The 25302-nt window shown below is 38.4% G+C and carries 20 protein-coding genes and 1 pseudogene; 16 read left to right on the forward strand and 5 right to left on the reverse strand.

Annotation, left to right across the window (positions count from 1 at the left end):
• Nucleotides 1-106: 106 nt before the first annotated feature.
• The 3 genes from MM213_RS15810 to MM213_RS15820 all read left to right on the forward strand — a co-directional run bounded on the left by MM213_RS15810 (nucleotide 107) and on the right by MM213_RS15820 (nucleotide 3260).
• The gene (locus MM213_RS15810; RefSeq protein ID WP_241413799.1) at nucleotides 107-733 is read left to right on the forward strand and encodes a response regulator; all 627 of its coding nucleotides are present in this window, start codon (nucleotides 107-109) and stop codon (nucleotides 731-733) included.
• A gap of 337 nt (nucleotides 734-1070) precedes the next feature.
• Nucleotides 1071-2621 carry a hypothetical protein gene (locus tag MM213_RS15815; protein ID WP_241413801.1) on the forward strand — a complete coding sequence of 517 codons (1551 nt, stop codon included), beginning with the start codon at nucleotides 1071-1073 and terminating at the stop codon, nucleotides 2619-2621.
• Between the two features lie 159 nt (nucleotides 2622-2780).
• On the forward strand, nucleotides 2781-3260 hold the full coding sequence (locus MM213_RS15820) for a YceI family protein (RefSeq protein WP_241413803.1): 480 nt from the start codon (nucleotides 2781-2783) through the stop codon (nucleotides 3258-3260).
• Nucleotides 3261-3416: 156 nt separating this feature from the next.
• Here MM213_RS15820 and MM213_RS15825 read toward each other — a convergent pair.
• A pseudogene (locus tag MM213_RS15825) lies at nucleotides 3417-3660 on the reverse strand (helix-turn-helix transcriptional regulator).
• Between the two features lie 151 nt (nucleotides 3661-3811).
• Here MM213_RS15825 and MM213_RS15830 point away from each other — a divergent pair.
• A complete protein-coding gene (locus tag MM213_RS15830) occupies nucleotides 3812-4705 on the forward strand; it encodes a hypothetical protein (RefSeq protein WP_241413805.1) in 894 nt (297 codons plus the stop codon).
• Between the two features lie 87 nt (nucleotides 4706-4792).
• On the forward strand, nucleotides 4793-6067 hold the full coding sequence (locus MM213_RS15835; protein WP_241413807.1) for a dipeptidase: 1275 nt from the start codon (nucleotides 4793-4795) through the stop codon (nucleotides 6065-6067).
• A gap of 17 nt (nucleotides 6068-6084) precedes the next feature.
• On the opposite strand, the gene MM213_RS15840 is transcribed toward MM213_RS15835, so the two are convergent.
• Nucleotides 6085-7647 carry an amidohydrolase family protein gene (locus tag MM213_RS15840; protein WP_241413809.1) on the reverse strand — a complete coding sequence of 521 codons (1563 nt, stop codon included), beginning with the start codon at nucleotides 7645-7647 and terminating at the stop codon, nucleotides 6085-6087.
• Nucleotides 7648-7829: 182 nt separating this feature from the next.
• On the opposite strand from MM213_RS15840, the gene MM213_RS15845 reads away from it, so the two are divergent.
• From MM213_RS15845 to MM213_RS15880, 9 genes are all read left to right on the forward strand, one after another.
• The gene (locus tag MM213_RS15845; protein ID WP_241413810.1) at nucleotides 7830-8042 is read left to right on the forward strand and encodes an agmatine deiminase family protein; all 213 of its coding nucleotides are present in this window, start codon (nucleotides 7830-7832) and stop codon (nucleotides 8040-8042) included.
• A 96-nt stretch (nucleotides 8043-8138) separates the two neighbouring features.
• Nucleotides 8139-9320, forward strand: a complete 1182-nt coding sequence (locus MM213_RS15850; protein WP_241413812.1) for an ATP-binding protein — start codon at nucleotides 8139-8141, stop codon at nucleotides 9318-9320.
• Nucleotides 9321-9504: 184 nt separating this feature from the next.
• Entirely contained in the window at nucleotides 9505-9849 is a 345-nt protein-coding gene (locus MM213_RS15855; protein ID WP_106133701.1) for a helix-turn-helix domain-containing protein, read from the forward strand.
• Nucleotides 9843-11129 carry a type II toxin-antitoxin system HipA family toxin gene (locus MM213_RS15860; RefSeq protein ID WP_241413813.1) on the forward strand — a complete coding sequence of 429 codons (1287 nt, stop codon included), beginning with the start codon at nucleotides 9843-9845 and terminating at the stop codon, nucleotides 11127-11129. The genes MM213_RS15855 and MM213_RS15860 overlap by 7 nt, the downstream gene beginning before the upstream one ends.
• A 236-nt stretch (nucleotides 11130-11365) precedes the next feature.
• On the forward strand, nucleotides 11366-12655 hold the full coding sequence (locus tag MM213_RS15865) for an agmatine deiminase family protein (RefSeq protein ID WP_241413815.1): 1290 nt from the start codon (nucleotides 11366-11368) through the stop codon (nucleotides 12653-12655).
• A 48-nt stretch (nucleotides 12656-12703) separates the two neighbouring features.
• Nucleotides 12704-14800, forward strand: coding sequence for a M3 family metallopeptidase (locus tag MM213_RS15870; RefSeq protein WP_241413817.1), 2097 nt, complete (start codon nucleotides 12704-12706; stop codon nucleotides 14798-14800).
• Nucleotides 14801-15293: 493 nt separating this feature from the next.
• Complete coding sequence (locus tag MM213_RS15875; protein ID WP_241413819.1) at nucleotides 15294-16523, forward strand: serine hydrolase domain-containing protein; 1230 nt, start codon at nucleotides 15294-15296, stop codon at nucleotides 16521-16523.
• A gap of 263 nt (nucleotides 16524-16786) precedes the next feature.
• Nucleotides 16787-16912, forward strand: coding sequence for a hypothetical protein (locus MM213_RS20895; RefSeq protein ID WP_255806987.1), 126 nt, complete (start codon nucleotides 16787-16789; stop codon nucleotides 16910-16912).
• Nucleotides 16913-16999: 87 nt separating this feature from the next.
• A complete protein-coding gene (locus MM213_RS15880) occupies nucleotides 17000-17584 on the forward strand; it encodes a flavodoxin family protein (RefSeq protein WP_241413821.1) in 585 nt (194 codons plus the stop codon).
• A gap of 265 nt (nucleotides 17585-17849) precedes the next feature.
• On the opposite strand, the gene moaCB is transcribed toward MM213_RS15880, so the two are convergent.
• On the reverse strand, nucleotides 17850-18758 hold the full coding sequence (gene moaCB, locus MM213_RS15885; RefSeq protein WP_241413823.1) for a bifunctional molybdenum cofactor biosynthesis protein MoaC/MoaB: 909 nt from the start codon (nucleotides 18756-18758) through the stop codon (nucleotides 17850-17852).
• A 443-nt stretch (nucleotides 18759-19201) separates the two neighbouring features.
• Nucleotides 19202-20158, reverse strand: coding sequence for a helix-turn-helix transcriptional regulator (locus MM213_RS15890; protein WP_241413825.1), 957 nt, complete (start codon nucleotides 20156-20158; stop codon nucleotides 19202-19204).
• 244 nt (nucleotides 20159-20402) lie between these two features.
• Here MM213_RS15890 and MM213_RS15895 point away from each other — a divergent pair, with 244 nt between their 5' ends.
• The gene (locus MM213_RS15895; protein ID WP_241413826.1) at nucleotides 20403-20906 is read left to right on the forward strand and encodes a DinB family protein; all 504 of its coding nucleotides are present in this window, start codon (nucleotides 20403-20405) and stop codon (nucleotides 20904-20906) included.
• Between the two features lie 400 nt (nucleotides 20907-21306).
• Complete coding sequence (locus MM213_RS15900) at nucleotides 21307-23442, forward strand: S9 family peptidase (protein WP_241413827.1); 2136 nt, start codon at nucleotides 21307-21309, stop codon at nucleotides 23440-23442.
• A gap of 363 nt (nucleotides 23443-23805) precedes the next feature.
• Here the strand turns inward: MM213_RS15900 and MM213_RS15905 are convergent, their stop codons facing one another.
• The gene (locus MM213_RS15905) at nucleotides 23806-25224 is read right to left on the reverse strand and encodes a Glu/Leu/Phe/Val family dehydrogenase (RefSeq protein ID WP_241413828.1); all 1419 of its coding nucleotides are present in this window, start codon (nucleotides 25222-25224) and stop codon (nucleotides 23806-23808) included.
• Nucleotides 25225-25302 lie beyond the last annotated feature (78 nt).

A 25302-nucleotide genomic window follows, 5' to 3' on the forward strand; every position in this document is an offset into this window, starting at 1 on the left:
TAGATGTTTTGCTGAGGATGAGGATCATGATCAGTGATAATATCTATGAATATCCAGTATCTACAAATATCTCTTTTGCAAAACAAAAACCAATCTGAGAAAAGTAATGATCAAAGTGCTCCTATACGAAGACAATGAGCTCCTCCGTGAAAGCATCAGCAGTATGGTGTCGTTGAATGGAGAATTAGAGCTTTTGGGGACTTTTCCACATGCCAACGATTTGGAAGATCAATTGAAAATTTTTCAGCCTGAATTGATTCTAATGGATATAGAAATGCCAGGGAGGAATGGAATTGAAGCTACTAAAATCATCAAAAAACTTGCTCCATCGACCCTGATATTGATTTTGACGGTATTTGATGATTCTGAAAATGTGCTAAATGCCATCAAAGCCGGTGCTTCAGGGTACTTGTTGAAAAAGCACATAGCAGCTAAGATTTTTTTGGCAGTAGAGGAAATTCTGGAAGGTGGTGCCCCTATGTCTCCAGCTGTAGCAAAGCTGGTGGTTCAATCCATGCAAAAAGCCGGTAACGCTCAAAACTACGGACTCACTGAACGGGAGAAAGATGTTTTACTGTCACTTAGTAAAGGAAACAGTTTTAAGTTGATCGCAGCTGAATGTAAAATCAGTATCGATACGGTTAGGACCCACATCAAGCATATTTACGAAAAGCTTCAGGTACATTGCCAAACAGAGGCAGTTTCTAAGGCTATTAATGAAGGGTTGGTTTAAAGACTTTTGAGGTCTTTTTTGACCTCGACGGTTTTATCGGGAAACACAAAATGCTAAAGGTTGATTCTTGGTAAATAAGACCTTCGGGGTTTTGGAAACCCCAAAGGTCGGGTACTGCAAACCTTTGAAGTCTTTTTGTGACCTCGAAGTTTGAAGAGTAGCAGGCGTTTGAGATTGATTAAAAAAAGATATGAGTAAATACGATTAGATAACTTGTCCCGAGTATCGGGATTAGGATATTGGTTGAGACCTGTCAGGTCTAATCCCATGATTAGGGTATTGTGAAAGATTTTTGAAAGCTGTAACTTGTGTAAGTGATTGAAAATAAAGTGTTAAGATGAAAATCAAAGAATGGCTTTCTAGACTCCCCTTGTGGCTTTATGGCTGCATGCTGCTACCTCTACTCGCTTTTGGGTTGAGCAAACAAGTTGTTTCCTATTTTTCTTTTTCAGATATCCCCCGCATCTGGACGGATGAAGCCATGAAGGATTGGGAGCTGCCCAATTCAAATCCGGAATATTCAGCACAGCCAGTATCGGAGGAGTTTTATTATAATCTCCCTGAAAGGGTCATCTATAAGACTTATCCTGTCTACCATCCTGACCATGAACCGGAAGGGTATTGGGAATGGTTGCATGAACTAGAGGCAGAGATTGTATTGGATGAAAGTAAATTGCTGACAGAGGAGGATTATATCAAGGCAGGAGAACTACTTTTTGATTATCCAATTGACACTTTGGGTGCAGTGATCAGTACAAAGCATGTCCGCAATATTGATTTTTATACTGCTACAGAAATGCCCTTGACTCCTGAGGGTATCATGCCATTTGCCCAGTGGGTAGTAGCTGGAAAGGGGAAGGTTTACCTTGGCAATCTCTCTTGTGCCATGTGCCATACCCGCGTGATGGATGATGGTTCACTACTCAAAGGTGCGCAGGGAAACTGGCCTGGTGACAAGGCTTTTGCTTTTGCCTTGGAAACTGACGGTGCTTCTGAAAGGGCTATACAAAATATCACCAGTTTTTTGTTTGCAAGTCCTTTTGCCGAAGGTGACCCCCATGGCAAACTCTTGGCCACTGGAAAAGAAGCCATCCTGGAAGCTTATAGGGCTGTCCCAGAAGGCGCATTTGGTAGGCAAGGAACCAGTATCCTCTTTCCTCCCCAGGCGCCAAACCTGATAGGGGTCAAGGACAGGAAGTACTTGGATCACGGAGGCCTAGGACAGCACAGGAATATCGAGGACATGATGCGGTATATTTCCATGAACCAGGCTTTGGATTTCCTAAATTTCTATGGTGATTACAATCCAATTGGTTTGACCAAAGAAAGGCTCAATAGCGGAGAACCTATTTTTTTTCCAGGTACTTATGACCGGCACTCAGATGCCCAGCTATATGCTTTAGCCAAATATATTTATTCACTCAGTCCACCTGAAAACCCGAATAAACCATCTGAATTGAGCGAAAGTGGTAAAATCATTTTTGCCGAGCAAGGTTGTGTAACCTGCCATACCCCACCGCTTTTTACCAACAATAAACTGACTCCCACGGATGGGTTTGAGGTGCCTGATGCACATTATGACAAGTATGATATCTTCGGTATTTCTGTGGGTACAGATCCGGGATACACCATGAAGACCAGAAGAGGGACGGGTTATTACAAAGTACCTTCTTTATTGGGTTTATGGTACAGGGGACCATTCCTGCATGATGCTTCCTTAGCCAATTTGGAGGACTTGTTTGATCCGGCAAGATTGAAAGATGATTATGTACCTACAGCCTTCAAGCCCCATGATGTGAAGACCAAGGCGGTCAAGGGACATGAATTTGGGATGGAGTTGAATGAAATGGACAAGAAGGCGTTGATTGCTTATTTGTTGACGCTTTAAACATTGATATTGATGGATATTGGATATTTAGATATTGTTGTAGCCCCGTGGGGATCGTTACGTAAATGTTGCGTTCGTCGCGAGAACTTTAATTACTTAAGTGGGAAAATTGACTTTAGAAGTCGTTTGTTAATATTAACGCTAATATTCTTTTTGATAGTGCCGTTTCTACTTTCTGCACAATCTTTCAAGCCAGAAAATCCCATCCAATTCAAAATCAAAAACGCAGGGATTACTGTGGATGGATTGATCTCAGACTGGGAAGTAATGGTTGATTTTGATCCAAAGAAGTTGACTCAATCGAGTATTCGAGGAAAAGCAAACCCAGAGAGTATCCAAACTGGAATCAAGTTAAGGGACAAGCACCTACATGGACGAGAGTATTTTCATATCGAAAAATTTCCTTTCATCAGTTTGGAATCAAAGTCTTTTCGGTCTAAAGGGAAAAATGCTTTTATTGGGATTTTTGAGTTGCAGATCAGGGGTGTGAAAAGAGAACTTGAAATCCCATTTACTTTGTCCCAAACAGGAAAACAGCAGATGTTTAAAGGTGAGTTCACAATTGATCGCTTGGATTATGGGTTAGGTGAAAAGAGTCTGGTGCTTTCGGATGAAGTGAGGGTGGTGGTGGAATTTTAGAATTTAGATTTAAGAATTTAGATTTTAGATTCACGCACCCAGCATTTTTTAGGTAGACGCTGTCCCGAACATAGGGAGGACACGGAGAATAAAAAGAATAGAATTCCATTGCTCCTGCCACGATCATCTCTTGGCTCGCTGCGTGAAATAATATTCTCAAGCAGTAGAATCCTCGATTGGAATGATTTTATCCAGTTCATTTATTTTTTGGTATTGTTCTTCCTCAAGATCATAATCATTCTGTAACCTTAGCCAAAACTCGGGGCTTGTTACTATGAACTTGCTCAATCGTTTGAGGAATAAAAGTCTCCTTGGCCAATCTGTAAGCAGAAATTTCTAGTGGAATTAGAAACTCTTCTATTAAAATCTCTCCTTGATGCATATTTTTAAGCCTATTCATTTTTTTATTACTAACAAAATTCATCAATTATACTCAGTATAAAAAATCCGGTATATCACATGATCGGGGTATTTTTGATGCTTTTTATTTGACTAGTTTTAGGGAAATAAATTTGAGTTAACCCTTTAACTTTGAACCTTTTAAATACTTGATGATGAAAATAAAGTTTTTGATACTTTATGTGTTTTTGCTGGGATTTTACACCTTTAGCAAAGCCCAAGATAAACCTTTACTCGTGGAATGGAGTATTGGCGAAACGGCTGTTTTTTACAGCCAGGATCAGGAAGTTTCTGCCCAGTTTTCAGGTGAAATCTGTTATGAAGCCAACAGTTTTTTCAAAAGAACCTTAGAGGACTTGGAAGTTGAATTCAAGATCTATGTGCTTTCTAAGGAGGATTGGTCACATTACACTGACCCAAATTTGATTTATGGAATGCCTCACTTTATTCCTAACGAAAAAAGATTAGTAGTTGCGGCAGAGGATAATACATTTTGGAGGATGCAGCTTCCTGACTTTTCTTCATTATCCTCACCTTACAAGGAGCTTTTTCCAATGACTTATAGTCTAAATGATGAAGTAAGTAGCAGGTACTTTTTTGATTTATTGCCTGTCCACGAACTCGGGCATGCATGGGCTTCTAAAGCAGGTCTTAATACCCAAAGAAACTGGCTTTCAGAAATACTGTGCAACCTGATGCTACATACTTTTATTGCGGAAGAAAGAGGTGAATTCCTTGGGGCTTTAGAACTTTTACCCATGTATTGGTCCAAAGAAGACCAATCCAATTATACCTTCAGATCCCTTGAACAGTTTCAAGACAATTATTGGGAAATAGGAACGCAGTCCCCTCGGAATTATGCCTGGTATCAGTACAGGTTTCATGATGCTGCTAGGAAGCTTTATAATGAAGGTGGGGCAGATGTGTTGATCAATCTTTGGTTGTTTCTTTTGAATAACCAAGAGACTTTGGACGATGATGCATTGTTGTCCGGATTACGTGATGATGTGCATCCTTTTTTTGAAGAATTATGGAGTGAATGGTAATAGCTTTCTAGAGATAATGATTCTTTTAGAAAACTTTATCAATGAATTATGAAATTGGCAATTGCCTTAATAAAAACTATTGGTTTTATGAACTTTGAGCAAGTTAAAATTTATAGGTTGATTTTAATCTTTTTGATTTCCTGCACTAGCCATGTAGAGCTAAGTCATGAAGATTTGGTTGCCAAAGTACTGAGGGAAGCTCCGCTGATTGATGGACACAATGATTTATTGATCCATTATTTCTGGTGTAAAGCATGTCCGAGAGAGTTGGATGACTATAAATTAGATACCATTTCGGATGGCCATATTGATATTGCCCGACTTCGTAAAGGAGGTGTGGGGGCACTGCTGACCAATATTTTTGGTAGAGGGAAGGAGATGAATGAATATCTGCAAGGTTGGGACTTGATCTATAGAATAGAGGAGAAGTATGCTGATGATTTCAAAGTAACAGTTACTTCTTCTGAAGTCAGGCAGGTGATGAAAAGTGGCAAGATTGCCATCATTCCATCCATGGAGCATACCTATGAATTGGTGGATGATCTGGGGAGATTGAGGACATTATACCGATTGGGTTTACGCTCTGTGATTTTGGCTTATAACAACAATAACATTGCGGATGGGGCTTTCGATGAACCCATTCATGATGGTCTGAGCGATTATGGGAAAGAGTTGGTATTGGAAATGAACCGCCTTGGTATCATGATCGACCTTTCCCATATTACAGAAAAAGGAATGCTGGATGTACTGGAAATCACGAGGGCTCCTGTCATATTCAGCCATGCCAATGCAAGAGCCCTTACCGATACCGAAAGAAATGCCTCAGATCAGGTACTTTTGAAATTGAAGGAAAACGGAGGATTGATTATGTTGACTCCTGTCAACTATTTTACCACTCAAGAAGCCCATGATTATTTTTTGGTGAAGCTTGATAGCATGGGTAAGGCCTTTCAAGAAAAATACCCTAATCCTGACCAGATGTCTGACGAAGAAATTGAATTTGCTGATGCTGAATGGGATGCTTGGGAAGCAGCCAATCCACATCCTAAAGTAACGGTCAAGGATTTTGTTGATCATTTTGATTATGTGAAAAATTTGATCGGTGTAGATCATTTAGGTATTGGAAGTGATTTTGATGGCATGAGTTACTTGATTGAGGGGATAGAGGATGCAAGTACATTTCCGAATATCCTTTTGGAGTTGGCCAATAGAGGTTGGACAGAAAAGGAGCTGAAAAAGGTGACCCAAGAGAATTTTTTAAGGGTCTTTGAAGCAGTGGAACAAAAGTCCGCTGAAATACAGAAAATTGAAGGGCCTAGAATTGCTAAAGTGACATCTGAAAAAATGCAAAGGGTACCTTAAATTACGGATTAAATTAATCATTCATTCACAGTTCTTCTTATTGCTTTTCCAGGTCTCGCGTCTAACACCAAATCTCCATTTTCAATGATCAATTCACCATTCACAAGTACGAATTTCATTCCAACAGCAGGCAATTGAGGCTCTGTGAAAGTTGCCTTATCCTGTACAGTTTTTTCATCGAAAATTATGATATCAGCATCCATTCCAGTTTGGATTCGTCCCTTGTATTTCATCTGATCTACAGATTGCTCTAAAATCTTTGCTGGATACAAGGAGGATTTGGCAATTGCTTCCATCATACTCAAGACCCCTCTTTCTCTTACATAATGACTCAACAGCCGGGTAAAGGTACCGGCACTTCTTGGATGTGCGAAGGCATTTTCATTCAAAGGCCAAATGTTATCATCAAAATAGTCATCTGTCTCAATATCTACCCAAGGCATAGCATCCGAAGCAATTACTCCTCCGGGAAATAAAACAGATTCATCCAAAATAGACTCGTCTCTCGGCATATACAAAAACCTAAAAACCACAACAGAACCAGGCTTTTCATTCCTGACCTTTTGAAATTCATCTTCAGTTAAAGGCTTTCCATTTAATTCAATCTGCTCAGCCTTGATATCTTTTTTTTCTCTTGCCTCTTCGTTGAAAAGAGCAGCACCTATTGTTGTGCTCGAAGCTCCATATGTATAACTTTCAGTAGTAATAGGAAGTCCTGAGTTTTGGGCGCTTATGATCATGCTTTTTGTCGTTTTCACATCTCTCAAACTACTACTGTTTAGATGGCAGATATGGCTCTGACTACCAGTAGCAGCAGAAAATGCAATGATTTGCCCAACATATTCCGCAGCAGATTTGGGATCATTAGGGAAATCTCCGCTGATATGTGTAAATGTTGGGACACCATAATCAGACGCCAATTGATGAACGGCCAAAAGCTCCTTGAATCCACCACCTGGAGCATAACCAGCATTGATTCCAATACCAATTGAGCCTTGTTTAATCCCTTCTTCTTCTATCAGTCGGATAATATTTTCTATTTGGGATGGACTTGCAGCATCTCTTACCCAGCTTCTTAATGAAAATGCTTCCTGAAACCATTTCAAATTTGGCTCCATAGGTATATCTTCTAAAGTTTCAATTCTTGCAAAAGTCCATGCGGCTGCTGTTCCATAGTTTAGTATTCTTCCTTGCTCTTCCATTTGTTTGTACCACGGATCCACGGGCAAGATGCCGGACTCTAACTCAAGGGCAGTAGTTACTCCATCAAAAGCCTGCATGCGATCAGCTGTTAAAGTTTGCCCATGAGCATGGAGATCAATAAAGCCGGGTGCTACCACCAGCCCTTCCGCATCGATTGTTTTTAATCCTTCTATTGTGCTTTCTGTAATGATTTTAATTGACCCATTTTTGATTCCTATATTTCTTATTCCATCTAGCTCAGTTTCCGGATCAATAACTCTCCCATTTAAAATTACAACATCAAAATCATTATGATTTTCTCCTTTTGGTGTACAATAGCCAAATATCAATAAGAGGGAAAATAAAATAAGTACGTGGTTTGGGAAGTGAATTTTCATGGGAAAAAAGGTTAAGTTATATCAATCATTAGGGATATTAAGTACTGCTCTGGAAATGATGGTTTCAATACTTATATTTTTCCGACTTTAAAATAATAAATATTTCGATAAATAACTGAAAAATTTCAAGAATTAATCTGATGGTGTAATTCACCTCACATCATTAGGGTATTGGTAGCTAAATGAATTTTTTGGTTACAAATGGCGTAGTGGTGACATCTTCCTATGCCAGAGATGAAGCTTTTGTCAAGCGGGAAAAGGAAGTAGAAGCATTATTCAAACAAGCATTTCCCGGACGTGAAATCGTCTTTGTTGATGCCATGCAGATGAATTGGCAGGGTGGAGGCATTCATTGTAGTACACAACAGGAACCCAAAAGGAGAGGGGTGAAGTAAAGCAGGGCTTACATCATGCTTTCTTGAAAAACTATTTTATAAAAATGCTTTTTGTAAAAACTATTTTGTAAATTTGCTTTATATAAAAACTATTTTATGGAAGTGCTGATCAAAAAGTCTGAAAGGAAAGCAAAGTCTGTCAAGGAAAAGCAAAAGAGGTATTTGTACCATCAAATTGATTGGACCCAAAGTTTGATTTTGATCTTGGGTTACCGAGGTTCAGGGAAAACCACCCTTTTACTGCAATATTTGTCAACTTCCGATAAGAAAGGCATTTACCTTAGCCTTGATGATTTTTATTTCGAAACGCATAGATTGGTAGCGTTTGTGAATGAACTCTATGAATTAGGATATCGGCTATTTCTTTTGGATGAAGTCCATAGGTATGCATTTTGGTCAAAAGATCTCAAACAGCTATACGATGATTATGATGATATTCAAGTCATTGCGACAGGATTCTCTATCCTTGATATTTCCAGAGGTAATGCTGATCTTTCAAGAAGGGCATCTGTTTATCATTTACATGGTCTTTCTTTTAGAGAGTATCTGAATTTTCAGTACCGAACAGATCTTTCAAGCTTTACTTTGGATGATATTTTGACCAAGCACCATGCTCTGGCTCCTGAACTGTTGGATAATATACCTGTCCAGTCCTATTTTCAGGATTATTTGAAATTTGGTTATTTCCCTTTCTTTCTGGAATCCAAAATCGGGTATTCACAAAAACTTCAGGAGACAATCCAACTGGTGATTGATACGGATATTGCTCCTTTTGAAGAGTTGCAGCACAGTACAGTTCGGACTTTAAAAAAGCTACTAGTTGTCCTAAGTGAAAGTGTTCCGTTTACACCCAATATCAACAAGTTGGCAGAAAAATTAGAAACTCCTCGAAATACTATATTGAGATTGTTGGACATTTTGGATCAGGCCCAAATCCTTAAGCTGCTTAGGTCTGCTACAAAAGGAATCAGCTATCTTCAGAAGCCCGATAAAATATACCTTCAAAACCCCAACTTTATTCATCTCTTTTCGCCAACTATGGCCAATGTGGGAAATGTCCGTGAAACTTTTTTTATTAATCAACTGAGTGCAGTTCATAAAGTGACAAGTCCAAAATATGGGGACTTCATGGTGGATGATGCTTATGTATTTGAGGTAGGGGGAGGCAGCAAAACCACCGACCAGATCCAAGGGGTCCCCAACGCTTACCTTGCCCTTGACATCGAAAGTGGAAATGGCAAAAGAATCCCTTTATGGCTATTTGGAATGCTGTACTGATTGTGAGTTGTAAACAGACGTTCAGTAGAAGGTTTTTATATGAATGTTTTGAATGAAAAATCATTCATTGAAACCAATTTCATACATTAATGAATGATATTTCACTCAAATTGTTTTTATTGATTCGAATAAAATTTATATATTTGTATGAAAAATAAGTCATAATAGCTAGATTAATATTATAATGAATGACTTTTCATACATATCATATATAAGTGATGGAGCGCTTCTCAAAAAAATAGGTGGCTTTGTCAAATCCCGTAGGATTGAGCAAAACCTCACGCAAGACGAGGTGGCAGAGCGGGCTGCGATCAGTCGGTCTACGCTTAGTTTACTGGAAAGGGGAGAGAATATTGCCCTGACCAATCTATTGAAAGTTTTGCGGGTATTGGATGCACTGTATGTGTTGGAGCATTTTCAAGAGGTTAAGCCTATAAGTCCTATGCAGCTCGCCAAAGAAGACGAAGTGAAATGGAAAAGGGCTTCCAAAAGCAAAAAGTCTTCACCTAAAGATGATCTGGGATGGTAAGGACGGCATTTGTCAAGCTCTGGGGTCAGCGCATAGGTGCGGTGGTATGGGATGAAAGTCAGGAGTTGGCTTTTTTCGAATACGACCGAAGGTTTGCCTCAGGGAAACTGGATATCTCCCCTGTTCGGATGCCGCTGGGAACTCGCATTTACAGCTTCCCGGAATTGAGGAGAAATGCAACATTCAAAGGTCTTCCTGGCTTGTTGGCGGATTCCTTACCTGATCGCTATGGGAATGAATTGATTAATGGCTGGCTTGCCCGCAATGGTAGGCCAGAAAACTCCCTGAATCCTGTAGAATTACTTTGTTTCATCGGAAATAGAGGCTTGGGTGCTTTGGAGTTTGAGCCTTCTACGCTGCCGGCTCAAGAGCAAGGGCAATTATTGGAGCTATCGAGTCTGATCGAAACTACCAAAAAGTTGTTGGAGAGCAGGGAGCAATTTGAAATGCACACAGACCAAGGTATGCGAGATGTCATGCTGAATGTATTGAAGATGGGAACTTCAGCAGGAGGGGCAAGACCAAAAGCCATCATTGCATACAATGAATCCACAGGGATGATCCGCTCAGGACAGACTTTGCAGGAGACTGGATTTGAACACTGGCTGATCAAGTTTGACGGGGTCAATGACACGCAGTTTGGAGAGACATTTGGTTATGGACGAGTGGAGATGGCCTACTATGCCATGGCGATAGATGCGGGTATTGAAATGGCTCAAAGCAGGTTGATTGAAGAAGAAGGCAGGGCACATTTTATGACCAAGCGCTTTGACAGGGTGAATGGAACGGATAAGCTTCACATGCAGACTTTTTGTGCTTTGCAGCATTTTGATTTTAACAATGTCAGTAGCTACAGCTATGAACAGCTGTTTCAGACCATGCGCCAACTGCGGCTTACCTATGCCGAGGCAGAGCAATTGTTCCGAAGGATGGTATTCAATGTACTGGCCCGTAACTGTGATGATCATACCAAAAACTTTGCTTTTCTGATGGATCAGGAAGGTAAATGGAGCCTTTCTCCTGCTTACGATATCTGCCATGCTTACAGACCGGATAGTGTATGGGTCAGTCAGCATTGCCTGAGCATCAATGGTAAAAGGAAAGATTTTGTGCTGGACGATTTTTTAACGATTGCCAAGCAAAACTCTATTCGAAATCCTCAAGGCATTATCCAGGAAGTACAGGAGATTGTTTCCAATTGGATGGACTATGCTGGAAAGTATAAAGTGAATTCAAAGCTTGCTGAAGCTATTGCCACTACTTTGGTTAAGATGGTGTAGCTGTTGTTTTTTTTAATCAGGTGTGTCACTTAATGGAGTTTTTTGACTTTTTAAATGGATAGCTATCACATCATTAGGGTATTGGTAGTGTTCTGAATTTCATGGAATTTTAAGGGTGATATTTCACGCGGCGACCGCAACGATAAAACGCAAACCTTGTCCCGGATCTCGGTAGAGCGCAACGGGAGAGATTTAAAATCGCCGCGTTCGCTGCGTGAAACAAAAATCCTCAAATCATGAAAAACCTAACATTATTTGTCTTTTTGATAGTTGTAATTTCTTCCTGCAAGAAAGAGCAAAGGGATCCTGCACTATTTTACTATCCGGCTGAATGGGAACCACAGGAAGCTATGTTAATGGGTTGGACGGAAAGGCAACCGGAGTTTTTTCCATTGGTTGTCGATTTGGCACGCGCACTTGAAGGTTCTACATCTGTCATTTTTGTATCAGATACCAGTGAAAATCCTGTGGTTTTCAAAGAATACCTATTGGAAAATGGCTTAGATACTGCAGCATATACTTTTATATCTTTACCCGTATGGCAAGCTGTGGCACTAAGAGACGTTGGCCCGGTGTATCTGGTCAATGGGCTGGGGGACACAAAAGCAGTGGACTATAGCTGGTCATTTCAGGATTTTTTCGAACGGTTTTTAATCGAGAAAGGTGTGGATCCGGACACAGCTAAGGCCGATGCTTCATTTTTCAACAGAAATCAAAAAACGGACAGTTTGATAGCTGCAAGAGAGGGACTAGAGGTGCTTGTCTCTCCTTTGAATTTAGATGGTGGTGCAATAGAGGTGAATGGGAAAGGAAGTATTTTGTTGAATGAGGATTGGATGTTTAAGGTTAATCCGGAATTGTCCAAACTCAGCATTGAAGAGGAACTCAAGCGTACTTTAGGGGTCCATCATTTTATTTGGGTAGGAAAAGGTTTGGTCGAAGATAGTGATCCAACGGAATTCATTGTTCCTGGATATGTTGCCATTGGTACCGCCGGTCATACCGATGAATATATCCGATTTGCCAATGCGAATACCATTTTGCTGGCTTGGGTGGATGAAGAAGAAAAAGATGTACATCCTGTTCATGCTGAAAACTACCGAAGGCTACAGGAAACGTATGATATTTTGGTCAAAGCAAAAGATCAGGATGGAAAACCATTCAAGATCATCAAAGTTCCTTTACCGGATCTGCGGTACAGGTCTAATATTGTTGTAGAGGGCTGGGCAATAAGTGATTCGACTATTGGGAACAAGTATTTTCTCCCCCACCAAAAGGTGGCATTAGGAGATACCCTGCAATACCTTTCTGCTTCCTCTTACCTCAATTTTTTGATTTCCAATGATAAGGTGCTCTTGCCAACTTATTTGGCAGTTGATAGCTCTGCTGAAAAAGAAGAACACGTCAAAGAGATTTTTTCAAGCTTATACCCTGATAAACAATTGGTCTGGATAGATGCTACAGTTTATAATTGGGGAGGTGGAGGAATACATTGCTATACCAAACAGGTACCTAAAGCTAATTGAGAATCAAAGTTTTTAATGAATTGATAAAAACCATAAAATATTAATAAAATGAACACAAAATTTACATTTCTTATTTTTGGGCTATTGCTAATCATAAAACCTTCACTCGCTCAAAACCCCTTACTTGAAACCTTCAACACCCCTCACGGGATCATTCCTTTGGAAAAGGTTGAGGCGGAGCATATTTTACCTGCCTTTAATGTTGCCTTGGAAGAAGACAGGAAGCAGGTACAGGCCATTATTGATAACTCAGAGACCGCAACATTCAACAATACCATCGCCGCATATGCGAAGATTGGGAGAAATACAGGCATGATATCAGGCTATGCAAATGCAATGGCTGCTGTCAATGGCAATCCCGAGATATATCAGACGGTAGGCATGGTCAGCCACCTAAGCAGCGCCTTTTCTAATGAATTGCTTTTCAATGAAAAACTTTTCGAGAGGGTAAAGGAGGTTTATCTACAAAAGGAAAGCTTGTCATTGACTTCGGAGGAATTGACCCTGTTGGAGAACTATTACCTCTGGTTTGCCCGTAATGGCAATGATCTTTCAGGTAAGGATAAAGAGCGTCTGAAAGAGGTCAGGGGCCGCCTGAGTGAATTGAGCACTATCTTTGGTCAGAATGCTATACAGGACAGGGACCGCACATTTTTCCACCTTACACAGGAAGAAGACCTGGCCGGATTGCCCGAAAGGATAATTGCTTCAGCTGCAGAATATGCGAAGAGTAAAAATACTGATGGATGGGCTTTCCCAATTTCAGGCCCTTCAACAGGAGACTTCATGAGGTACGCAGATAACAGAACATCAAGAGAAAAGCTTTTGAAGTTATCGTGGCAAATCGGAAACAACCCCAATGAATTCAATAATCTTGAAATTGCCAAAGAGCTATTGAACCTTCGTCTTGAAATGGCCCAACTGCTAGGTTACAACTCTTTTGCCGAATATGAGCTTGAAGAAAGAATGGCAGAAACGCCAGAGCAAGTAATGACTTTTCTTGACACATTCAAGGACAAGGTAAAACCCATAGCAGAAAAGGAAATAGAAAATCTGCATGCATTTGCCATTTCTCAAGGCTTTGATGATGTGATCCGACATTGGGATTTTGCTTATTTCAACAGGAAATACAGGGAGGGGATTTTTGAATTTAACACCGACGAGGTTAAGCCTTGGTTGCCTGTGGGACATGCCATCGAGGAAACTTTTTCTATGGTATCTGAAATGTGGGGGCTGGAGTTCAGGGAAAACCAAAGCTTGCCAAAAATGCATCCCCAAATGCTTCCATACGAGGTGTTTGACGCAAACGGTGACGTAAAAGCGGTATTATATCTTGACCTTTATGAGAGAGCAGGAAAAGTAGGTGGAGCATTTGCCGGGGCAATCCGTGCACAAAATAAAGAAAGCGGGCAAAATGAAATTCCTTTGATAGGCCTTGTGTGTAACTTTAGAAATCCTTCCATAGATAATGAGGCATTTTTGAGCTTAGGTGAACTCAGTACTTTTCTGCATGAATTGGGACATGCCTTGCATTATATATTGTCAGATGTAACCTATAGAAACCTATCTGGTACAAACTTAAAGTACAGTGATTTTGTAGAGGTTCCTTCCATGTTGCTGGAAAAGTGGGCTTATGAACCGGATTTTCTGGCAAGGGTGGGCAGGCATTACCAAACAGGTGAAGCGCTCCCACAAGAAATGATTGATAAAATCATACGCAATGAAAAGGAAGGCAGGGCACTTTCAGAAATGCGGTTAACTATTGCTGATGCTGCCCTCGATATTGCCCTTCACGATATGAATATGCCTTTTGAAGGTGATCTTTGCGGTTGGGAAAGGGACTTTACCCAAAACTATTCCTTGTTTCCTTCGGTAGAAGACGCATGCTATATCCCATCATTTCGTCACATATTTTCCAATGGGTATGCTTCCGGTTATTACACCTATACTTGGTCAGACATGATGTCTTGGGATATTTTCAATGAGTTTAGAAAGAATGGCATTTTCGATCCAGCCATAGCCAAAAGACTGGAAAAGGAGATATTGTCGAAAGGCGGTACTGTTCATCCAAGGGAGTTATTCAAAAACTTTATGGGTAGGGATATGAATATAAATGCATTTTTGGAGAGTTTTGATGATCAATAGAATAGGTTTATATGAAATACCTAAACTCCCGCTTTTACTTGATTATCACCATCCTGCTTCTGCTATTGGTGTTGTTAGGCTTTGGTCCTAGGTTTTATCTGCGACCTTTTTTCGATCAGCCAAGGCATTTGCAAATGGCGCAATTGCCTATCTATTTGATATGAAAAAGCTAAATAAAGACTGTAAAAATAAGTAGAATCAAAAGCACTGCATTCAGGTAAATCCTGTTTTTTCAATTTTGAAGGCTGGAGTTGAGTAGTTAAACATAGTCAGTTTTTTCAAGATATCAAAACTATTTTTTTATCACATCATTATGGTATTTCTCTCTATTTCAATGAGATGTATCTTTGAGTAGGTCAAAAAAAATAGTTTTTATAAAGTTTTGAGCTAAAGAGAATTTCTGGGCTGACACGGTTTTAAGTGTTGGGAAATGTAAAGTTATTAAACCGAATCTTTTTATGATCGGAATAAAAAAAAACTAATCACAAAAAAAATGTCAAGAAAATTAACAAATCTAACAGATATCATGGCGAACCTTAAGGTTTCGGATAGTGAAATCAAAAACCACCAAATCAATCCTGAGAATATTAGAAACATTCAGACAGATACAGGATTTGAAGAAGTCAAAGCTCCTCGATTGGCAACTTTTACACGTAGAAAAAGTAAGCCGAAACTGGATTCAAATAAGTTTGTAAATAGCATTCATGATTATTTCAAAGGAAAAGTACCAGGATATGCTTTTCAATTGAGAAAAGGAGGGCTGCCTAATCAAACTCTGATATGGGATTGGGCTAGGAGACCTGTAGATGGAGGGAAAGGTTGGACATTGGATACGAGAATGCATGTCGCAAGTGTAAGTAAAATGATCACAGGTATCGCAATGTATAAGTTGCTTTCCGAAAAGAAAATTTCTCTTGACGCTGCCATTATCAATTACCTTCCTACATATTGGAAAAAAGGGAACAATGTGGACAAAATCACCTTTAGAAATCTCCTGAATCATACCTCAGGGTTTGACACAGGAGATTCCAAATCTGATTTCAGCACGATGAAATCCAGAGTCAGTGCAGGTGTATCACTTACTGGAACTGTAGCTTTGGGAAAAGGAAAATATGCAAACATGAATTTTGGATTATGCAGGATCCTGATTCCCATTATCAATTCAGATATCAACAAGAACACACGATTCAATCTTCTGCCTTTTGGGGCAGCGATGGAAGATTCAATTTGGGATTCCGTCACGATTTCGGCTTATCAAAAATATGTGCAATCAAAAGTTTTCAATCCAGCAGGAGTGAAGCCAGCAGGATTTGTGCCTATGCCCTTTATTGGTGCTTTAGCCTATAATTTGACTCCGATCAATAAGAAGGGCTGGGATTCAGGTGATTTGAAATCCATGAGTGGAGGGGCATCATGGAGGCTTTCTATCAATGAGGTATTGGATGTTATGAATCATTTGAGAAGAAAAGGTACCATTCTATCAAAAATTAGAGCCAATTATTTGCTAGAACAAAAATTGGGACTTGATTGGAATGTTGAAACCATGGCTGGAAAATGGTACTCCAAAAATGGCCGCTGGACAAATATAAGTGTAGGAACAGAGCAATGTGTTGCTGCATTTTTACCTGAAGATTATGAATTGGTGATATTCGTGAATGGGCCATTGCCAAGCCCTGGCCTAATGGGTACAATGTATGATCTATATACAAAATCACTTGTGTGATATGCCTAACTGATACAATTTTTTGTGGACTTGACTATTTTGGAAATGTTTGTATGGTTAAAATTAGGGTGATTTGTTTTTAGAAAGAGGCTTTAAAGACCAGACAGTAATCAGCTTTCTGAAAATTAGAAGATCAAAAAGTTTAAGTCCCATTATCCCTGTTTGGATGGGTTGTGTTAATTGATTAAGTCATTGATTAACACAACCTATTTTTGCATGTTTACCATTCAGTCTTTACACTTCAAATTGACGTATCAACTTGTATGTTTAACACATTTTTAATTGCTATCTTGCTTTTGGCAATTGACATAATTACTGCAATTCATGGAGTAGAGTTTAAGGATGCAAATCAAAACCCGTATGTTGTTAATTTCAGGGAATTGATGTGAGGCTTTTAAGTATTGTAGATCTTATAATGACAAAAAAAGCATCAGGAAGATTTAAGGATTTAGATGATTTGGAAAATTTGAGAAGTGATGAAGTATAGCAAACTAAAAGTATTTGTATTTTTTATCGTTCTATTGACTTCTATAGAATTGTCTTTTGGCCAATCTTCGCCTACTATCCTTATTGCCTACTATTCTGAATCCGGTAAAACCCAATCCATGGCTGAGGCTGTCGCTAAGGGAGTTGATGAAATTGAAAAAGTGGATTTTATCCTAAAACCAATCTCTGAAGTCAAGATCGATGAGGTTTTAAATGCATCTGCAATTATCCTGGGTTCGCCTGTGTACAATGGGAATGTAGCTCCTGAGATTCAAGAATTCATCAATTCTTGGCCTTTCGAAGGGAGACCACTGAAAGATAAAATCGGAGCTGTCTTCGTTACAGGTGGTGGTTTTTCGATTGGCGAAGAAGCTGTAATGATGAGCATGATTCGATCTATGATGATTCATGGTTTGATCATAGTAGGAGGAGATTCGGTAGAATCAGCTTTTGGGGCTTCGGCGATTACAGGGGAAGGTGATTTTGATGGGGGAGAAATTCAGGATATTTTTCTTAAAAAGGCTGTTGGCTTAGGGAGAAGAATAAGTGCAACAGTTGTAGACCGGTCTAAGTGATTTTTAATTAAAAAGGGAAGGATAGTTAGATTTCCTCTTCGCGGTACATATAATTAATTTCAAAACGTGATTATTTGCAATGACAGCAATAGTTGGGTGTTCCCTTAAAATCATGCGGATAAAATTATTAGTCGATTAGTTATTTGTGCTTAGATAATCGATTGATTTAAACTACCTCAATGAGGTTGGCTTTTGATAAGAAAGCGGTAATCATATTTTATAAAACTTTGTTTTACCTCTTTCTATACATTTATTTCACTCTTAGTCAATCATGCCTTGATCCTTTGATTACTTGGAAGGTATGCAAAATGGCAGGAAAAATTGCATCCATTGATTCTTCAGCTCCTTTGGTAGACCCAGGCAAGGCAAGAACAACACTTTCACCAATTATACCGGCAACACTTCTTGATAACATTGAATATGGAGTTCTCATTTGTCCATAACTTCTGATAGCTTCTTCTATTCCATAAATTTCTTTCTCCAAAAGTGGTTTTATGGCCTCAGGAGTAACATCTCTAGGAGAAAGGCCTGTACCACCTGTATAGATAATCAAATCGATTTGTTGGCTTGAAAATGAAATTAATTTTTCTTGGATCTCATCAATTTCATCAGGAACTATGATATATTCGACAGTTTCGATGTTGTAAGCATTTAGTTTTTTTGATATTGCTAAGCCAGCTTTATCTTCTTTTTCTCCAGAAGAAATAGAGTCAGAACACACAATTACTGCTGCGCGAAGAGATTGATTATGGAATTTAAAGGAACTTTTCCCACCTTTTTTTTCAATCAGCTTGATCTGTTGGATTGTGATGTTTTTATCTAAGGGCTTTAACATGTCATATATGGTGAGAGCAACTACTGAAGCGGCATGCATAGCCTCTACTTCTACACCTGTTTTGTATATAGTATGGATTTCTACCCGAATGTGAATCAGTAAGTCAATGATTTCGAAAGTAATTAATGTGTATTCTATGGGCAGGGGATGGCAATCAGGAATCATGTCTGATGTCTTTTTGGCTGCAAATAGACCTGCTACTTTAGCCATTTCAAAAACATCACCTTTAGGTACTTTTTTTTCAACTACAGCTTTTATAACATCCTCATGGCTTACTTCAACAACTGCTTGAGCTGTGGCGATTCTTAAAGTTGATGATTTATGTGTGATGTTTATCATGTTTTACTTTTTTTTCTTAATCATAATCTAAAATCTATGGAGTTAGAAATTAGATATTCAATGCTTTAGAGTAAATTTTTTATCATTATGGCTTCCCATTTCTTGATCTTATTTTTTGATTTATCTAATCAAATAAGTTTGTTAGAAAACTTTCTTTTTCATCTATTAGTGTCATTTGAATAGAAAGCCTTGAATCAATAATCTTATCAGAAATATAATAACTACACCTAAAGGTACATCTGCCAATGGGTGAAATCATATTAGGAGCATGAATTATCCTTTACTGATCATTTATTGCTCTCTAAATTCATACGATGGTTTGATTCCAATTCAAGATTAATGATGATTCTAACTAATTTATGTAAACCAATTGCTTTTTCAGGCTTATTGAGCTTTGCAAATTAAAAGCTTATTTAGAGAGAATTAGCAATTAAAGCGATTATTTAATGATTTGGGAGCTGTTTTTTCATCATTTCTCTCAATAAATCCCCAATCATAATTTTGAATTCAGGTGGCTCTACTACAGTGAATTGATCTGCAAATATGATCAACCATCTAAGAATATTTTCAAGAGCTACGGTCATAAATGTCATTTCTACATTTTCCCCTATCTCTTTTTGCATGACAAATCCATAGTTAAATTTCTGTCCTTGGAGATATTTAATTATATTTTTTGGGATAAGTATGACAACCTTTATTAAAGATTCTTGTTTTTGGATCTTTGCCAAATAGGCTTTCAGGCTAGGGTGTCGATCAGGGAAAGTTTCTTCTTTGGAACTGATTTTTTGTATTCTATCAACCCTAAATGTCCTGTAAGCCTTTCTTAATCTACACCAAGCAATCAAATACCATTTGTCAAATGCATAGTAGATCCCAATAGGTTCGATTTCCCGTGTACTTTTCTCTTCCTTTTCAAATGAAATGTAGTCAATATTTAGAACGCATTTCTTTACTAAACTATTCAAGATTTCTTGAAGACCCTTGCCTTTATTTTCAATTTGGTTGAAATCAAGATTTTGCATAACCTCGATTTGATGGGAAAGTTCTTCAAGTGTAGATTTTTCGGCATGTCGAAGTACAGCTTTGATCTTGATCATTCCAGATTGGAAGTCATTGTTCATCCCTTTTTCTGTGATTTTTTCGTAGATTTTCTCAGCTACCAAAAATGAAAGCGCTTCTTCTTTTGTAAACATCAGTGGAGGCAGCCTATAGCCTTCTACCAATTTATAGCCAATTCCTGCTTCGGAGGAAATTGGCACTCCAGACTCTTCCAAAGCCCTAATGTCTCTGTAAACAGTCCTTAGACTGATTTCGAATCTGTCAGCAATTGATTGGGCAGTAATGATGTTTTTTGATTGCAATTGGGTCAATATAGCTGTTAGTCTCTTTAATCTGTTCATTGGCTGATATTCATTCTAGAAGAAAAGGATGTATGCTGATTGTAAATATTTGATAAAATTTAAATTGTTCAAAACCCTACTGACATAGGGCTGTCATATTGGTGACTTTTATTTGTGTTATCCAATCGTCACAAATAGACTTCAAGATTCATGAATACAATTAAGAGATTGGATGAATATGGTATTTGAGAGATCAGAATAACAATCAATCATTAAATTTCTAACAGTTAAAATTAATCAAATTATGGAAATTAAAAATTCAGAAGCAGTTACAAAAGGTTCAAAAGCGGTGATAGACCGTGAACAATTATTGGCACATTGGCAAGGTCATCGTGCATTGACAAGGAGAGTCATTGAGGCATTTCCAGAGGAAAAATTGTTTGGCTTCCAAATTGGTGGAATGCGTCCATTTTCAGAGATGGTTAAAGAATTACTAGCCATTGCTGTTCCAGGCGCAAAGGGCTTGGCGACAAATGTTTGGGAAAAACTGAATGAAGAAATAGATTTGGGAAAAAGTAAAGCAGAGATTTTGTACCATTGGGATCAAGCTACTGAAGATATCAATTATTGGTGGTCTCAGATACCATTAGAGAGATTTCAGGAAGAGCTTTTGGCTTTTGGGCAATATAAAGACAAGGGCTTTTGTACACTTTTGTATTTTATTGACAATGAAATCCACCACAGAGGGCAAGGATATGTTTATTTGAGATCTTTAGGGGTAGAGCCTCCATCTTTCTGGGAAAGGTAACGGAAATATAGCTGGTGTTTTCAGAAACTATGTTAGTTTTTGGGGCGCCAGCTATTTTTTTATTATAAAATGAATTTTTAAAATATTAAATATGATTATCCTCAATGACACCAGTAGGGGAATAAAGCAATTCGATCAAGCGGTTAATCGTCGACTATTGACAGTCGACAGTTGTCAGCATGAATTCTAAGTGTGTACCTAATTTAATGTGGATACTGGTGTGAAAGCTGATATACACAATATTAAATTTTCAGCAAGATCTATTATTTTTTCAGCACAATTTTTTCCGATGATTTATGTAGCCACCTAAGTTTAGATTGTCATTAATCAAGTGAGCCAAAATCTTATTAAAAATCTGACTTTTCTTTTTTTTATATTTACAATCTTAACCCCTTACGCCATGAATAAATTAATTCAAAACCTTTTAACAATAAGTATAGGAATGAGTATAGCATGTTCTCAACAAGAACCGGAATTTAAGCTTCCTGATGTTAAGCCTCCAGTGGCTGCCGTAAAACCTTTCGAGATTACGGCAAAACATGGGCACAAAAGAGTGGATAATTACTATTGGCTCAATCAAAGAGAAGACCAAGAAGTGATCGATTATTTGAATGCAGAAAATGCATATCTCGATACAATGATGGCTCATACAAAAGGATTTCAAGAGGATCTTTTCAAAGAAATGCGGAGCAGAATAAAAGAGGATGATTCTTCAGTTCCTTATAAATTGGGTGATTATTATTACTACTCCAGATATGTTGAAGGTGGTGAATACCCAATCTATGCACGCAAAAAAGAATCTTTAGACGCCAAAGAGGAGATTGTCATGGATGGTAATGAACTTGGGAAGGGAAAGTCATACTTGAATTTCTTCACGTCAGTAAGTGAAGATCATAATCTTGCAGCGATCATCATGGATACTGTAGGCAGGAATTTTTATACAGTGGGAATCAAAGACCTTCGTACAGGTGAAATGTTGCCAGACAAAATTGAAAACATCAGGAGTAGTGCCGTTTGGGCAAATGACAATAAATCATTCTATTATTCGATTCCTGACCCTGTTACTTTAAGGAATTTTCAAGTAAAGCGACACATTCTTGGAGAAGATTCTTCTAAGGATGAAATAATTTTTGAGGAAAAGGATCAGACTCTAAGCTGTGGCGTTGGTAAAACAAAATCAAAGGAATACATCATCATCGGTTCAGGTAGGACAGATGCTTCTTATGCGATGTTTTTGGAAGCTGACAAACCGGGTGATCCAAAGCTTATTGCACCACTCAAGGACAATGTTCAATATGATGTGGATCATGCTGGTGGGGATAAATTTTATATATATACCAATCAAGATGCTGTAAATTACAAACTTGTAGAGGCACCAGTATCGAATCCATCACCATCAAATTGGAAGGATGTGATCCCAAATCGTTCAGATATTTTCTTGGAGAATGTGGATTACTTTAAGAGTTTTATGGCTGTCCAAGAGACAAAAGAAGGTCTTGCAAAAATCAGGATTATCAAATATCAAGACAAGTCAGAACATGAACTGGAATTTGGTGAGCCTGCTTACACAGCTAGTTTAGGATACAATCCTGCTTTTGATACAGAAGTGGTTAGATATTCATACACATCGATGACTACCCCAAATTCTGTATATGATTACAATATGCAGAATAGAGATAAAATATTGATGAAAGAACAACCTGTATTGGGTGACTTCAACAAAGAAAATTACCAAACAGAAAGAGTGATGGTGACTGCAAGGGACGGTAAAAAAATACCAATGTCACTTGTCTATCGCAAAGATAAATTCAAAAAGGACGGTAGTATGCCAGGTTGGGTATATGCTTATGGTTCGTATGGCTATTCGATGGATGCATCATTCAGTAGTACAAGGCTGAGCTTATTGGATAGAGGCTTTGTCTATGCAATAGCACATATCAGAGGAGGCCAAGAGATGGGTGGAGATTGGTATGAGGATGGCAAAATGATGAACAAAAAGAATACCTTCTATGATTTCATAGATTGTTCCAAATGGTTGCAGGAGAATAATTATGTTGCCAAAGACAAATTGTTTGCATCTGGAGGAAGCGCTGGGGGTTTATTGATGGGTGCTGTCTTGAATATGGCACCTGAAGTTTATAAAGGAGTTATCTCTGCGGTAGCTTTTGTAGATGTAGTAACCACAATGATGGACGAAACCATTCCGTTGACTACTTTCGAATGGTTGGAATGGGGAAATCCAAATATTCAAGAGCAGTATGAGTATATGCTTTCATATTCTCCATATGACAATGTGGAAGCGAAGAATTATCCGCATATCTTGGCGACCACAGGTCTTCATGACTCCCAAGTTCAGTACTGGGAGCCTGCTAAGTGGGTAGCGAAACTGAGAACTCTAAAAACGGATGACAACAAACTGTTTCTCTACACAAATATGGATGCAGGACATGGAGGTGCAAGTGGTCGATTTGAGAGCCTAAAAGAGCTGGCTCGAGAATACGCATTTGTATTCGATATTTTGGAAATCAAAGAATAGAATTGTCTCTCAAAAATAATTAGCCGCTATATTGGAAACAGTGTAGCGGTTTTTTTTAGCCTCGTAAACTGAGTGTTTTTGCGTATTGTTGCGATTTGTTATTTAAATATCTTGATTTATTACAATATAAATTAAAATAATTCAATGAAAAAAATAGTAAAATACCCTGTAGTTGGTATTTTTTGAAATAAAATATATAGTTACATTTGTCTCGGGTGATTAAACAATTTTTCTTTGGCATTAGCCAAACTCGATAACTTTGAAAGGCTATTTTTTTAGCCTTTCGCTTTTTATAAACAAAAAAGCTCTTTCAAGTCTTGGACCTGAAAGAGCTTTTTTTGTATTCTATTAAATTCAACTTTTTTAAGGGAAAATACCTAGGTCAGTGTAGCTGATTGCAATCCTTTCTATTGCAAGTATGAAGGCTGCAGTTCGAAGACTCGGTATGTTTTTACTTTTTCTAGTAGAGTTCATTGCGTGATATGCCTCTACCATCGTTTCTTCAAGTCCTGAAAGTACGAGGTCTCTTTCTGATGCTCCTTTGATAAGACCATCTTTTTCCATATCTGTAAATTCTTCACCCGTAGCATTTTCTATAGTTCCAAGGAGCTTTCTGTATTTCTCCATGTCATATCGCTTTTCCAATTTCCCGAAAGATACTCTTGAGAGATTCTTGAGCCACTCAAAATATGAAACTGTAACACCACCTGCATTGAGGTACATATCTGGTATTACCAAGATATTTTTTTCTAGCAATATTCTCTCAGCTTCCTGGGTCACAGGGCCATTTGCAGCTTCTCCGATTATTTTTGCTTTGATTTTGTCAGCATTTTCCAAGGTAATTTGATTTTCAAGTGCTGCCGGTACCAAAATATCGCATTCATATGTCAATAATTCTAGACTGTTCTTTATGAATTCACCCTTTGGATAACCTTTGAATCCTTTGTTTTTGAGTTGATAAGACTTGAGGGCTTCTATGTCTATTCCTGATGGGTCATATATACCTCCATTCCATTCAGCAACTGCTACTATTTTTGCTCCAGCCTCTTGGATATACTTGGCTGAGTAATACCCTACATTTCCCAAACCTTGGATAATGACAGTTTTATCTTTCATACCTGGCTTGAGCCCAAGTGCAGCCATGTCTTCTTCGACATTCACAGCTTCTCTGATTCCAAAAAAGACGCCTTGCCCTGTAGCCTCTGTTCGTCCATCGATACCATGTTGTGATAATGGTTTTCCGGTTACGCAACCTTTTGCATTGATCAGTTCGGGATTGAAGGCTTCATAAGTATCAACAATCCACGCCATTTCACGTGCACTTGTACCATAATCAGGTGCAGGAACATCTATCGCGGGACCTATAAATTTTTTCTTGATCAATTCGGAAGTATAACGTCTTGTTATTTTTTCCAATTGATTGACATTGTACTCCAGTGGATTGATTCTCACACCACCTTTGGCACCTCCAAAAGGAACATTTACCAATGCACACTTGTAAGTCATCAAAGCGGCAAGACCTTTTACTTCATCCTCGTTGACATGCTCACTATATCTGATACCACCTTTTACTGGCAATTTGTGATGGGAGTGTTGCACTCTATAGCCCGTCAACGTTTCATAAGTACCATCATCATTTCTGAGTGGAAAATTAAACTTATAAATGCTATTGCATTGCTTAATCTGTTCAATAAGTCCAGGATTTAGATTCATATATTTTGCAGCATCATCTACGAAACCACAAACATCCTGAAATAAACTATAGTCTTTCTGCTTACTCATAAAAATTGTTATTTTTGGTTATATCCCTAAGTTACGAATCATTTAAATCAAGTCATTAGAAGAAAATTGAAATCTATA

Source organism: Belliella alkalica (genome assembly GCF_022549785.1).
Taxonomy (GTDB): Bacteria; Bacteroidota; Bacteroidia; order Cytophagales; family Cyclobacteriaceae; genus Belliella; species Belliella alkalica.